The organism is Paeniglutamicibacter terrestris, from assembly GCF_012271785.1.
GTDB lineage: Bacteria > Actinomycetota > Actinomycetes > Actinomycetales > Micrococcaceae > Paeniglutamicibacter > Paeniglutamicibacter terrestris.
On record NZ_JAAWVT010000010.1, the window covers coordinates 1 to 13,830 of the forward strand.

The 13,830-nt window shown below is 59.6% G+C and carries 8 protein-coding genes; 4 read left to right on the plus strand and 4 right to left on the minus strand.

The annotated features are described in order from the left end of the window. Positions 1 to 62: 62 nt before the first annotated feature. From ftsY to HED64_RS16485, 4 genes are all read left to right on the plus strand, one after another. Entirely contained in the window at positions 63 to 1,259 is a 1,197-nt protein-coding gene (ftsY, locus tag HED64_RS16470; RefSeq protein ID WP_168153166.1) for a signal recognition particle-docking protein FtsY, read from the plus strand. A gap of 84 nt (positions 1,260 to 1,343) precedes the next feature. Next, on the plus strand, positions 1,344 to 3,419 hold the full coding sequence (locus HED64_RS16475; RefSeq protein WP_168153084.1) for an acyltransferase family protein: 2,076 nt from the start codon (positions 1,344 to 1,346) through the stop codon (positions 3,417 to 3,419). A gap of 236 nt (positions 3,420 to 3,655) precedes the next feature. Next, the gene (locus HED64_RS16480; RefSeq protein WP_168153085.1) at positions 3,656 to 4,987 is read left to right on the plus strand and encodes an ammonium transporter; all 1,332 of its coding nucleotides are present in this window, start codon (positions 3,656 to 3,658) and stop codon (positions 4,985 to 4,987) included. Continuing rightward, complete coding sequence (locus HED64_RS16485) at positions 4,984 to 5,322, plus strand: P-II family nitrogen regulator (protein WP_132357964.1); 339 nt, start codon at positions 4,984 to 4,986, stop codon at positions 5,320 to 5,322. Before HED64_RS16480 ends, HED64_RS16485 begins: the two co-directional genes overlap by 4 nt. 501 nt (positions 5,323 to 5,823) lie before the next feature. On the opposite strand, the gene HED64_RS16490 is transcribed toward HED64_RS16485, so the two are convergent. The 4 genes from HED64_RS16490 to HED64_RS16505 all read right to left on the minus strand — a co-directional run bounded on the left by HED64_RS16490 (position 5,824) and on the right by HED64_RS16505 (position 13,808). Continuing rightward, complete coding sequence (locus HED64_RS16490; protein WP_168153086.1) at positions 5,824 to 8,520, minus strand: glycosyltransferase family protein; 2,697 nt, start codon at positions 8,518 to 8,520, stop codon at positions 5,824 to 5,826. A 649-nt stretch (positions 8,521 to 9,169) separates the two neighbouring features. Beyond that, the gene (locus tag HED64_RS16495) at positions 9,170 to 10,201 is read right to left on the minus strand and encodes an NAD-dependent epimerase/dehydratase family protein (protein ID WP_168153087.1); all 1,032 of its coding nucleotides are present in this window, start codon (positions 10,199 to 10,201) and stop codon (positions 9,170 to 9,172) included. Beyond that, positions 10,198 to 12,789: an alpha/beta fold hydrolase gene (locus tag HED64_RS16500; RefSeq protein ID WP_168153168.1), complete on the minus strand. Its 2,592-nt coding sequence runs from the start codon at positions 12,787 to 12,789 to the stop codon at positions 10,198 to 10,200. Before HED64_RS16500 ends, HED64_RS16495 begins: the two co-directional genes overlap by 4 nt. Further along, entirely contained in the window at positions 12,783 to 13,808 is a 1,026-nt protein-coding gene (locus tag HED64_RS16505; RefSeq protein ID WP_210149860.1) for a 3-oxoacyl-ACP synthase III, read from the minus strand. Before HED64_RS16505 ends, HED64_RS16500 begins: the two co-directional genes overlap by 7 nt. Positions 13,809 to 13,830: the final 22 nt, after the last annotated feature.

Here is a 13,830-nt window from a genome sequence, read left to right on the forward strand (position 1 = left end):
AGCCGCTCATCTATGACTCTTGACAAACCTTCTTACATATCAGTCTGTGAGAAGCTTGGATGGTGTCAGAACAAATTAACTTGATCATTGTCCTCGTTGCAGTGGTTGCCGTCATTGGTATTGGTGCTGCGTTTTTCCTTGTTCGGGGCCGTAAGGCACCCAAGGGAACGTTCACCGGTCCCCGTGACGCCAACGACCCAGCGCCCACGCTCACCACAGACGAACCAGTCGCCGAGGCCCCAGAGGTCGCCGTCCCAGTGGAGCTACCCTCCACCGAGGAAGCAACCCTCGCCGAGGAATCGCTCGGTACGGTACGTGTACCCACCGACATTCCCGAGCCCGTTCAAGGACGACTGGCCAGGCTGCGCGCCCGGTTGGCGAAGTCCAACAACGTTTTGGGCAAGGGACTGCTCGCGTTGCTCAGCCAAGACAAGATCGACGAAGACGTCTGGGACGAAATCGAAGAAACGTTGCTCCTCGCGGATCTTGGAACCGAACCGACCCTAGAACTCGTTGATGCCTTGCGCGAACGAGTTAAGGTTGAGGGCAGTCGAGACCCGCAGCGCGTTCACGACATGCTGCGAGAAGAACTTCTGAAGCTTGTGGATCCGACCATGGATCGCAACTTCATCCCGGTCCGCCATGCCGATCGTCCCAACGTCATCATGGTTGTTGGTGTTAACGGGGTCGGCAAGACCACCACCGTTGGTAAATTGGCACGTGTTTTTGTTGCCGAAGACAAGGATGTTCTTCTGGGGGCCGCTGACACCTTCCGTGCCGCCGCCGCCGAGCAATTGGCTACCTGGGGCGACCGAGTCGGAGTGCCGACGGTCAAGTCGGATGTTGATGGTGCCGATCCGGCCTCCGTCGCTTTCGAAGCAGTGAGCGCTGGCATCGATCAGGAAGTCGACATTGTCATGATCGACACTGCCGGTCGCCTGCAGAACAAGGTCGGTTTGATGGACGAGCTTGGCAAGATCAAGCGAGTCATCGAAAAGAAGGCAAGTGTTGATGAGGTCTTGTTGGTCCTTGATGCCACCACCGGGCAGAACGGCCTGAATCAGGCCAAGGTCTTCTCGGAGGTTGTTAAGGTCACCGGTATCGTCCTGACCAAGTTGGACGGCACCGCCAAGGGCGGCATTGTTGTCGCCATCCAACGTCAGCTCGGTGTCCCTGTGAAACTCATTGGTCTGGGTGAGGGTCCGGACGACTTGGCACCCTTCGATGCCGCGGCCTTTGTCGACGCATTACTGGACTAAGGATTTATGATCCAAGATACCAACACGGCTGCTCCCTCGGTTGGCAGACATTTCGCGGCACCAAGTCGTTTTAAGCAAGGCTTAGTGCCACGAAAATCCGATGCCGGCACGAAGGCCAAGAATTTTCGTGGGGACATCCAAGGGCTGCGCGCCATCGCCGTTTCCCTCGTGGTCATCTACCACCTGTGGCCCCAGCGGCTCACCGGTGGTTTCATCGGCGTGGACGTCTTCTTCGTTATTTCGGGATTCTTGATCACCTCCCATTTGCTGAAGCGTCCACCCACGTCGTTCGCCGATGTGATGACCTTCTGGATTCGACGCATCAAGCGCCTCTTGCCTGCGTCGTTCCTGGTCTTGGCAGCATCGCTCGCGGCCATACCGCTGCTGGCGCCCGCCACGGTGTGGAAGGAGTGGGCAACCCAGATTGTTGCCGCGACGTTCTACGTCCAAAACTGGAGGCTCGCTTCCACCAGCGTGGATTACCTCGCTGCAGATAATGCGACCTCGGCGGTCCAACACTTCTGGTCGCTTTCCGTCGAAGAACAGTTTTACCTCTTCTGGCCCATCATCATTGCCGCATTGGTAGCGCTGGCCGTTGTGCTGCGTAAGAAGCGAATGGTGGTGGTAACCGCCGGCATCGGGCTGATCGTTGTGGTTTCGCTGGTGTACTCGGTATCCCTGACAAACAGCGAACCCGGAATTGCGTACTTCTCCACCTTCACCCGTGCCTGGGAACTGGCCATTGGGGGACTGGTTGCGACGCTCCCGGCCCTGTCACCGTTGGTCCGACGCTGGAAATTGGATGCCATCCTTGCTTGGATCGGTCTGCTCGCGGTTCTTTATGCCGGTTTCACCTTCACCGGGGCAACGGTGTTCCCTGGTTATGCTGCCGCTCTGCCCGTAGTGGGTACCGCGCTGGTTATCTGGGCTAACGCATCGCGCGGCGTTTCACCCACAGGGTTGCTGAGTCATCCGGTGGCTCGGTTCCTGGGTGATCACTCCTATTCGATCTACCTGTGGCACTGGCCGTTGCTGGTCTTCCTGCCGTTTGTCAGTGGCGAATTAGGCATCCTGGACAAGGCTGGAGTTGTGCTGGTTACGATCCTGCTGGCGATGCTCACCAAGCGGTACGTGGAAGATCGTTTCCGTCTTCACCTAGACACCAGCAAGGTGCTGACCGGTGGACGCTTCCTGATCGTGGGGACCCTCATTCTTGGCTTGCTCGGCGCTACTCTGATCAACGTTGGTAGTAAAGGCGAAGAGACGGGCGACAAATTGGCGCAGGAAGTTCAGAGGGTTCAGAAGCAAGTTGGCATCGATTGTTTCGGTGGTCCGGCGATGGAGAATTCCTGCACCAATACCGGATCCACACCGATGGTTCCCACGCCTGCTGCAGCCAAGAACGACAAGTCTCAGGCTTACGCGGATAAGTGTTGGTCGGGTGATGACTTTAAGGGGCGCCCAACCTGCACCTATGGAACAGGCGATACGAAGGTTGCACTCACCGGCAACTCACACGCTGGACAGTGGTTGCCTGCCCTGGCAAAAATTGCCGACGAGCGAGGGTGGACCATCACGACCTATCTCGCGTCGAACTGTGCTCCCACCAGTGCGCCGGCAGATTACGACAGTGACATCAAGACCGAGGGCTGTCTTGACTATGGCCGTTGGGTGCAAGAACAGACGGCCGACGGGAAGTATGACCTGATCATCACCTCCAACCGGCAAAGCAAGGCCGTCAAGGGATTCAATATTGAGAACACCGAACGTGCGGCAGTTGCTGGTTATGCCAGCTACCTCACCGCATGGAAGTCGGCAGAGACTCCGATCGTGGTCATTCGGGATACCCCATTCCCCGGAAACACGCTAAAAAACGTACCTGATTGCCTGGCGGGTAGTACGGATCCTCTCAAGGATTGTTCGGGAAATCCGACGTCGTGGAAATCCTTGGACCCCCTAACGACTGCTGCTCAAGACGAGAATCTTCCCTATGTGAAGACCATCGACATGACGGAGTTCTTTTGCGATACGAACAGTTGTCCCGCGGTTATCGGTTCGGTGGTTCCGTACTTTGATGCTTCGCACATCACCGCGACCTTCGCCAGCACGCTAACACCCGCGCTGGAAAAGAAGATCTACGAGGCGGTTCCGAGCTTCTAGTCCGACGGGTTAAACCAGCGGCTATGGCATCGAGTCGGCCACGGGTATCCGTGGCCGACTTTTTGGACTTCAAACAGTCTCGGAAACAAAGCGGCAATGTTGCAGACACGCGCCTTTTACCTGAGTGAAGATTCGGTAACCGCGACGAAATCAAGGATCGCCACGGGCGTAACACCGTCACGGAATTCTTGAATCAGACGAGAAACACTCGCAAATGATTCAGGGAGGCGTTAGACATGGAGCTAACAACGACTCAAGTGTGGATGATGGTGTGTGCCGCACTGGTCCTGCTGATGACACCGGCGCTCGCATTCTTCTACGGTGGCATGACTCGAGCCAAGAGCGTATTGAACATGATGATGATGAGCTTCTCGGCCATCGCATTGGTCACCGTCGTCTGGGTGCTTTGGGGCAATTCAATGTCGGGTGCCGGCGCGAACCTCGGCGGACTGACCGGCAATCCGTTCGACGGCTTCGGCATGGCTAATATGCTCGGAACCGATGGTTTCATTGCTGCAGGCTACGGGGCTACCTTCGCCATCATCACCGTCGCGCTGATCTCAGGGGCCATTGCAGATCGTGCGAAGTTCAGCGCCTGGATGGTTTTTGTGCCCATCTGGGTGACTCTCGTCTACGCTCCTATCGCCTTCTGGGTCTGGGGTGGCGGCATTCTGGGTGAAGAAGGCGCCATCGGCTCGGTGGTTGGGGAAGCCATCGACTTTGCCGGCGGCACGGTAGTTCACATCAACGCCGGTGTAGCCGGGCTCATCCTCGCCCTGATTCTTGGCAAGCGTAAGGGCTTCGCCAAGGATCCAAGCCAGCGCCCCCACAACATTCCCTTCGTCATGCTAGGCGCAGCACTGCTCTGGTTCGGCTGGTTTGGATTCAACGGAGGCGCAGCAAGCACCGCCGAAGAAGCCGGCTTGATTTGGGTCAACACTCTCGCCGCTCCGGCCGCCGCATTGCTCGGCTGGATCTTGGTAGAACGCATCCGCGACGGCCACAGCACCTCCCTGGGCGCAGCCTCGGGCATTGTTGCCGGACTCGTTGCCATCACCCCGGCTTGCGCCAACATCAGCCCCGTCGCAGCCATCTGCCTCGGCGTTGTCGCCGGTGTCGCCTCGGCACTGGCCGTGGGCCTGAAGTACCGCTGGGGTTATGACGATTCCCTCGACGTGGTCGGTGTACACCTGGTCTCGGGCATCATCGGTACCCTGGCACTGGGCTTCATCGCTCTCCCCGTTGACGGCGAGGGTGGCGGACTCTTCTACGGAGGCGGCGTTGGCCAGCTCTGGGCTCAGATTGTTGCCTGTGTAGTTGTCATGGCTTACACCGCCATCATGACCACCATTATTGCCCTAGGTATCCACAAGACCATGGGCTTCCGCATCAGCACCGAAGAGGAAATCACCGGCATCGACGTCATGCAGCACGCCGAAACCGGTTACGAGTTTGGCGGCTTGGGCACCGGCGGGACTTTCGTTCCGCACCCGGCAACCTCTTCACACCTGAAGCCCACAAAGAACACATCGGATAGCGATCGAGTCAAGGAAGAGGTCAACGCATGAAACTAGTCACGGCTATCATCAGGCCGGAAAAGACCGACTTGATCAGGGACGCTCTCGAGACCTACGGGGTCCAGGGAATGACTATCAGTCAAGCTAGCGGGTACGGCCGACAGCGTGGACACACACAGGTCTACCGCGGAGCCGAGTACACCGTTGATCTGCTCCCCAAGGTTCGCCTTGAGATCCTGGTGGAAGAAAGCTCCTGCGACGACATCCTTGACGTTTTGATCTCCACGGCCAATACGGGAAGCGCGGGTGACGGAAAAATCTGGGTCACCCACGTGGAGGAAGTCATCCGGGTTCGTACCGGAGAGCGCGGCATGGCAGCTGTCTAGAACAAAACATCGGTGTAGCGGGTTGGTTCATTTCTCACGAATGAACCAACCCGCTTCTTCGTTTTGGAACTGAGGTCGCGCGTTCGCGCCGGGGGCCATCACCGGAGGTACTGATCTCAAGTCGGAACAGCACGCCGGGATGGGCGGCATGATGGATAGCAAAGCCTCGTCGATCAACCTGCGCTCCGATATTGGCAAGGGAGGATCAGAGCCTTTCCTCCGTGGCGCTAGGGCCGCACACGAGCCCTCAGTGCCCGGCGAGGGCGAAGAACGCATAAACGCCTGCCGGGTGAGCTTGTTCGCGCTCACGAATCGACGCTCGCCTCCGGCAGGATGGCCCAAAGCCAGGTTTGCTTCCGGTTCGTCATCAACTTAAAAAATGCTCCCAATCGGCCGATAACAGGTTTCATACCTATTACTCGGACCGATTGGGAGCATCTCTATGTAGCGGTTCCCTTGTCCTTGACGTTCTTTTCAGAATCGCCGGGGCGAACGGGGTGGTTAGGAAGCTTTCCATTCATCGGCAAATGGCGTTGCCAAAGCGTTCCACGGTTTGCTCGTATCACGCCAATTCACGAGGGCCGGATCTTCCTGGACCTCATAACCTGGCGCGTGATTCCAAGCAATGTCGAGTTCCGTACGGTTGGATCCTACGGCTACATTGATGGCTTCACGGTAGCTCATTCCGTAATCGAGAATGAGCGGAATCAGGCGACCGCTCAGGTTCTCGCGTTGGGCCAAGTCAAGATTCATCACCATGACGTTGGGGTCGAATGCCACAAAGTCGCTGCTGTGCTCCCGGTGCGTTGCAAATACGAGTTCAAGGGCCTTGCGGTTGTCTTCGCCCTGGCGACTTGAGACTCGTCGGATGAGTGCTAGTCCACTTTGGCGTCCATGATTCCTGTCATGACTGGCAGTTACCAAATTGTTCGTAGCTGGGCGTTGTTGCGCCAGAGCAGAAATATCGGACCGAAGCAGAGCTGCGGCGGGAACAAATACGGCCTGCTGTGCCTTCGGAAGCGCTTCCGAGACCAGGGCCAGCATCAGTTCGTGCTTCGTAGCGTATTTGAAGCCACTTCCGAGCGATTCGAAAGACGATGCAACGGGACTTATCCAATTGATGGGCAGAGGAAGATCCTGATCCAGTAAGTCTTTGCGCTCGGTTGCTGATGGGTTGAGGTAAGCAATCCAGATCTGAACGGTGCCCGTATTGTGTGCCGCAATGGATCTCACCAAGGTGGGTACATGCTTCAATTCACCGCGGCGCACGTCAATGACGACGTTGAGGGTGTTGGCGTCGGCATCATTGGCCGCCGACGTCGTGGTAGCAAACGTTGAAACTATGCGGGCGACTTCTGCGAGGTCAAGGACCCGGGTCTTCGCGGACGCCAGGTACTCGTCAGCTTCGGCCATGGCCGGGGCACAGATTTCAGCCCACTTTGAATAGACATCGTTTTCACTGGCACCCGTCGCGATGGTTTGAAGCATCGTCGAAGCCTTGTCCAGAATGCCTTGGCGAATTTTCTCAAAGGCCTCGTCGGTCGTATCGATCAACCCACCAAAACGATTATCCGAGCGGTTCTTTGGCAGGAAGGTCACCGATGAGCCAACCGAACGTGACGGGAGGAAACAATGGAGACGTGAAGTTACCACGGTGCTGTACTCAAGGTGGTAATGAGATACCCACTCGCGGGCCAGCCTGAGGTTCTCCACAAAGGAGAGTGATCGGATCCCGGTTTGAACCTGTGTTCGTGACTTACCGGGACCGGTTTGTGGAGAATCCACAAAGATGGTGGCGTCCCTCGTATCCTCACCTTCGCGGCGGAAGACCGTATCAATGGTGGTGGTCATGCAACCCGAGAAGAACGCGGGAACGCCGACAGCACGTAGCAGGGCAACAGTCTGCCAGTCGCGGCACCCTACCGGCGCATACTTGCGCAGGTAGTCGATGGCGTCGGGAGTTAACATCGCTGGGAAGCGCACGTAGACGGAAAGCAGGATTGGCCGAAGGTTCTTGTGGAACGGGATGCCGAAGCCCTGTTGGAACGTGTCGTGCATCAACCAACCAAATGTCAACGCCCAAGTTTTCTCAGGAAGGGCCTGATAGGGATTGCCATCACGGTTGAGTTCAAGAAGGTTTAGCGTGGCAGTCGGACCATCTACGACGCGCTCAGGCTTGGTTGATGCCCGCAATTCTTCAGCAAATCGGACGATCTCCGGATCGCCGGTAAAGCTGAAATTGCTCTGGCGGACAATATGTCCCATTGATGCCACAGTTTGGATGTAGTCACCGATATTGCGCGAGGTAATATCCGGTTGCTGGTAACCAACGATGCCGTAATTGATTGCTTCTTTCGAGTGCGGGATTTCTGCCCGCTGAGTGCCTTCGGGAAGCCAAGTAGCCAGACGTGCCAGTTCTCTGCTGATTGGTTTGCTCGAGGCTTCCTCAGGGACTTGTTGTGCCACACCGATCAGGATTCTCGCTTGATCGGTCAGGCCTCGTGCGAGCGCCTTTTGGGCCACATGCAGCAGAGCCGCGGCGCCCCACCGTTGAATGCGGCCAGATTCAATATCAGCGTCAAGAAGAGGCGCTGCCCGCGCACCCAGCGCACCAAATGCAGCGGCATACAGTTCGTCAGCTACTGGTTCCGAGAGAGACGTATTGGCGATTTCGGAGAAGACGGCCCAGGCGTTGATGGGGCCCGAGCTGGCGAGCAGCCCGACGCCGAGAACGGCTGCACTCATATCGTGGGTAGCGGGATTCTTTCGGAGAGAATGTCCGACAGCCACGGCCTTGTTTCGTTCGCCGTTGCTGACAAGGTGGCGAACTCCAACCAGGACGGGCTCGACTAAGGATGAACCGCGAGCGATCTGATCGAGGTTCAGCGCACTGGATTTCGCCTTCCGGGCAGCGTCAACCTTCAACTGCACCGCGACCTTGGTTGGTGGCGTTGACTCTTTGCCATTGCCAGGCGAATCCGCTTCAGGAAATTCCTGTTCAAGGGCGCGGTAGCCACGGACAAAACCTTTATGCGCGGGGGGAGTTGCCGCTGCAGAAGGTTTTGTGTTCGTGCTAGTAGTACCCGCGATTCGTGACAATGTTGGCAAGGCTCGCAGTGCTACGGGAGCCAACACTTTCTTGAGGCGTTTTTTTAGCGGTGGAATTACTGGAACGGGGGACCAGCTCTTGGGGCTCAAAGATTGTGCCTTCGTTTCGCTAGAAGTTGATGGAAGTAGTCCTCAAGTCTATCTGGGTCTAGTCCTCTGGTATGAGAGATTCATGGCTTCAGGCGCGCCGTTGACCCATGAAGACGTCTCTGGATCGGGAGCTGCGGTTGTAGTGGGCAAGGCCTGCGCTCGATCCATGTGGGGGCAGAAAATTTGAGGATTTCAGGCTTCACTCAACCGTGCGACTGGGTACCTCTGCGGGGACTCGGTGAAGAAAATCGGGGACAATGCCTTTGTGACAAGTCTTGATGATCCGTCAACGGGTGCACTGGAACGCTCATGTCTGGCCATCCTGACTTGCCACGACATGGGTGCTATGGCATTTGCACCGCTTCAATGGCGTTGGATGATGCCGATCGACGGGTGATGCTGCTGGATGCCTGCTATCAACCACGGGAGGCGGTGCTCATTTGATCCGCGATGTTGGTGAACTACTGAGACCAGAGTTTTCCCGCGGCGGTGAACTCGGCAACGGCGGCCTCCGGCGTCGTCAACAGATGCGCATGTTGTGACTGCGCCTCCGTTCGCACAACAGCAATTCTTTTGCTGCCGTGGAAAGCCAGAGGCACCGGTGACCACCGCGCCGACTGGACCCCAACGGAGTCCAAAGAACAATTCGTTAGTTTGAGTTGCTCTTCATGGACGCTGCGCCGTAGTGGGCAGCAAGTCGCTCGAGCCCCTCATCAAGGCTGACCGCGGGAACCCAGTCGAGCACCTCACGGGTTTCGCGCTGGTCAAACCAGTGGGCGGTGGAGAGCTGTTCGGCCAGGAACTTGGTCATCGGCGGTTCATCGTTCACCAGGTGCGCGGCTCCGACGGCCGCCCAGATGCGCTCGATGACCGACCCAGCACCGCGTGCCAACCAGCCCGGGACGCTGAAGGCTGGAGCCTTGGCGCCGCCAGCCACACAAATCCCCGCCATGAGCTCGCCCACCGGCCGTGGTTCGCCATTGGTGACCACCAGGGCTCGCCCGTGGGCCTGATTCATCCGCTCAAGTCCGCGCACGATGGCCGATGCCGCATTGTCGATGTAGGTGGTATCAATCAGCGCTGCCCCGCCGTCAAGCAACGGAAGACGGGAATCCTTGGCACGCTGGATCACGCGCTCCACCAACTGGGTGTCCCCGGGACCCCAGACCACGTGTGGCCTAATGGCCGTCACCCGGAAATCGGCGCGGTCAGCGGCCAGAGCGGCCAGCTCTGCCGCCGCCTTAGAACGCGCATAATTCCCGTGCGCCAGATCGGGATTTGCTACCCCGGCTCCGGCCCCGGAGATCGCTGTACCAAAGTGCGCCACCGAAGGGGAGGAAACGAACACGAAGTCGCGTACGCCCGCGTTCTGCGCCGCCTGAAGCAGGGTGGTGGTTCCGGTGATGTTGGTGGCCACGAAGTCGTGCCAGGAGCCGGTGAAGGAAACCTTCGCCGCCAGGTGGATGACCGCGTCCATGCCGCTTACTGCACGACGGACGGCGGCCGGATCGGTCAGGGAACCGAGCACATCATCCGTGGCGCCGGGGGAGGGGCGGCGCTGAAAGGTGCGCACCCGGTGGCCCTGGGCGCGCAATAGTGCCGCGACGGCGCCACCGAGTAGCCCGCTGGCGCCGGTGACCAAGACGTTTTTTACGTTGTTATCGCCGGTATTTTCGCTCATGGGTTGCGGATCCGTCCGCCGGCCAAGGTCTGCGTGGCCCATCGGGCCAGCGCGGCCCGATCGATCTTGGAGTTGTGCCTGATGTCAGTGGGCAACTCGGGTACCACCAAAACGGCCGAGACGCTGGTGCCGGTGGCCGCGACGGCCGCGCGAACTGCCCGGGCCAACTCGGGCGTTGCGGGGGCGGAGCGTTTGGCCGGTGGCACCGTTTCCATGATCAATACCGCGGCCTGAGTGCCAGCGGGGCCAACGCCCACCAGCGCCGCCCGGCCGGTACCGTTCACCGATTCGGCGGCGTGTTCTGCCGCAACAGGTGTGGTGGGACCGTTGGGGGTGAGCAACACATGGCCCAGTCGGCCTTCCACCCAGAGACGTCCGGTCGCATCCAGGTGACCTACATCCCCGGTGCGGTGCCAGCCGGGAATGGAGGTGCTGATGTTTTCGGTGATCCAGAGCCTGTCATAGCGATCCTTTACATGCGGTGCGCGCACCAGGATTTCTCCGGTCACGTTCGGGCTATTGTGTGGTTCAGTCGATGCAGAACCATCGGCATTCAGCGCGGCGATGGCCACCTGGGCACCGGAGACCGGGGTCCCGACACAGACACCATTTCCAGTACCTGCGGCACGGATGCCGGGCAGATCGATGTCTGTGACGGGAAGTGCCTCGGTCATCCCGTAGGGGGTGTGTACCGCGGCTGCTGGTACCAATGCCTGGACCTTGTCCAACAGCGGTTCCGGGATGGGAGCCCCGGCCGAAAGCAACAGCTCTACCTTGGCCAGAGACGTCTGCTGTGCGGCGGTGAGCTGATCTGCTGTTGCCAAGACATTGGCCAGTGCGGCGGGTGAAGCGAAGATGGTGGTGGCATCCACGGCTGCCGCGGCATTGGCCAGGGCCTGCGCGGTGAGCGTGCGCGGGGCCGTGACATCCATGTCCGGGGTCACCGAGGTGGCACCCAAGGCCGGACCCAGCAGGGCAAAGGGTGCAAAGCCAGCCACCAGCGCGGAGCCGGCCCGCAGGTTGTAGGTCTGTGCCAGGGTGTCCCGCATGGCGGCGAGCTGGCGGTGGGTATAAACCACGCCCTTGGCCGGGCCGGTGGAACCGGAGGTGAAGAGCACCGCGGCATCGGCATCCGGATCAGCGGCCGGGATCTGCTGCTGCGCAGCTTCGCTTGTCGCGCCGGCGGTGAGCAGCTCGTTGATGGTGTGCTTTACGCCCAGCAGTTTGCGCTTGGCCGTCGGCAGCTCATTCACGCTGATCCGAATCCCGGGCCAGTTCAGCAACCGTGCCCCGGACAGCGCCCGGTCGATGCCGATCAGATAGCTGGGACCGGCGCCACGGATGGCACGGCCCAGACCCTTGGTGCCCAGGCCCGCATCTGCGACCACGATGACGGCGCCCAGACGCAGACAGGCATAGATCAGCGAGGTGAGTTCGATGCCCGGGGGGACCAGGAGATTCACACGCTTGCCGGGGCCGACGCCGATCTGGGACAAACCGCGAGCCAGAGAATTAACCCTGGTGCCCAACTCGGACCAGGACAGAGACATGGGTGGGTTGATGTCTAGTACCGCGAGGCTTTGATCCGTCGTGCGTTCATCCAGTTCGGCCAGCATCGGGCGGTAGTTAGTTAATGCGCTGGCACGGTTTCTCTCGTGCTGCTGGGTGCTATGGCTGAGCCAGTCGAAAATTGGGGAGGCGACGTCGCGGTCCTCAGGCAGCAGATGCCCGGCACCCTCAAAACGGTGCACCGACGCGTGGGGGAGCCGGAAGATCAGATCGCGGAGGTAGCGGTCGGAGAATACCGGGTCCTTAGGCCCCCAGAGCAGCAGGGCGGGGACGGTGAGCTGGCGGATACCTTCGGAAATATCGTTCAGCGCCGGTCGGCTCGGGTGATCTTTGGTGAAGGGGATATCTGCCACGAAGTTTGCCACGCCGGTACGTCGTGCCGATGACACGTAGGGAGACATGAAGCTGCGGCGAATCTGTGGTTCCAGGGCCGGATTGGCTAAGGAATGGGTGGTGCGCAGGAAGGCGTCGGTGGTTTTGGTGCCCCATGGGTGAACCGCGGGGTGTGAGGCCAGCTTCAGTGCGGCGGGAAGTTCGAAGCCCGCCGGGTGCACCGCGGTATTGGTGAGCACCACATTGGCCAGCAGCTCGGGGTGTTTCAGGGCCCAGCCCAGCGAAATAAGGCCTCCCCAGTCGTGTCCCACGGTGGTCACCGGTCCGGCCAGATCCAAGGCGTTGGTGAGATCGGACAGGTCATTAACCCGATCTGCGAGGCGGCGGAAGACTCCGGTGCGGGTGGAGAATCCCATGTCCAGCTGGTCAACTGCCACCACGCGCCAGGGCAGTTGGTGTTCGCGAACGTGGTTCAGGAGGCTGCGCCACAGGTAGGACCAGGTGGGATTGCCATGCACACAGAGAAAGGTGCCGATGGGACTTACCCCCGCTGCGGCAAGCTCGTCTGCATTGTCCAAGAGGTGCCACTGGTGGATGGTTCCGGGTGCGTCCACGGCGGTGGTCGACGGAACCATGAGCGTGCGCGAGGAAGAGCGCAACACGCCGGGAAAAATCTCAGTCACCAGGCCAGCTCCAACATGGCGGTGTTCAGCCCGGAGCCGACACCCATGCAGAGCACCCGATCGCCGGGCTTCAGGGTCTTGGCTTCTTGCGACAGTGTCATGGGTAGGGACGCGGGTCCGACATTGCCCCACTTGGGGAACGTGATCGGCACTCGGTCGCGGACCAGGCCCACGGCCTTGATGATGGCATTGGTGTAGGAATTTGATACCTGGTGGGTCACGTAGCGATCCATCGACTTCCAGTCCCACCCCGATTCGTGGGCCTCGTCCCAGGCGTTCACCACCAGTTCCAGACCGTTATCCAGTAGGCCCTTGGTGTCGGTGTACATGCCCGAGGGGCCACCAACACAGAGTTCGTGGTGCTCGGTACCCGCGCGGGACACGCCGCCAAGGATACGGTGTGCGCCGGGGTGAGCATCGGCCGGGCCGATCACCGCGGCAGCGGCTCCCGAACCCAGGGTGAGGGTGGCGAACTCGCGGAGGTAGTCCTCCCGGGTGGAGGTTTCGGCGTTGAGTCGAGCAAACGTGGTTTCCTGGGTCGGCTGGGCATCTTCGCCGGCGACCACGAGGGCGTATTTGATCTGTCCGGAGTCGATCATGTTGGCGGCCAGATTCATGCCATTCACAAAGCCGAGGCAGGCGTTGGCCACGTCGAAGTTCATCGCGGAGGAGGGCAAACCGAGTTCATGGTGGACCCTGGAAGCCACGGACGGTTCGAGGTTTTTGCGGGTGACGGAGGTATTGATCAGCAGACCAATTTGGCTCGGATCGATGCCGGCTTCGGCCATCGCTTTGCCACCGGCCTCAACTGCAGCATCATCAAAGGTGGTCCCCTCGGCCCACCACCGGCGTTCCATTACGCCCGCAACACGTTCGAGCAATCGTTTTGAGAGGCGCAGCCGTTTCAGGCTAGGGGCCAGGCGTTCGTCAAAGGCCTTGGAGGTCATGACCACCGGAGCTTGCACGCTGGTGACGGCAAGAAGAGCCGAGTTATGGTGCCGAAACGTTGCGTTGCCGTTCAAAATCTAGCCTTTGTGTCGGGGC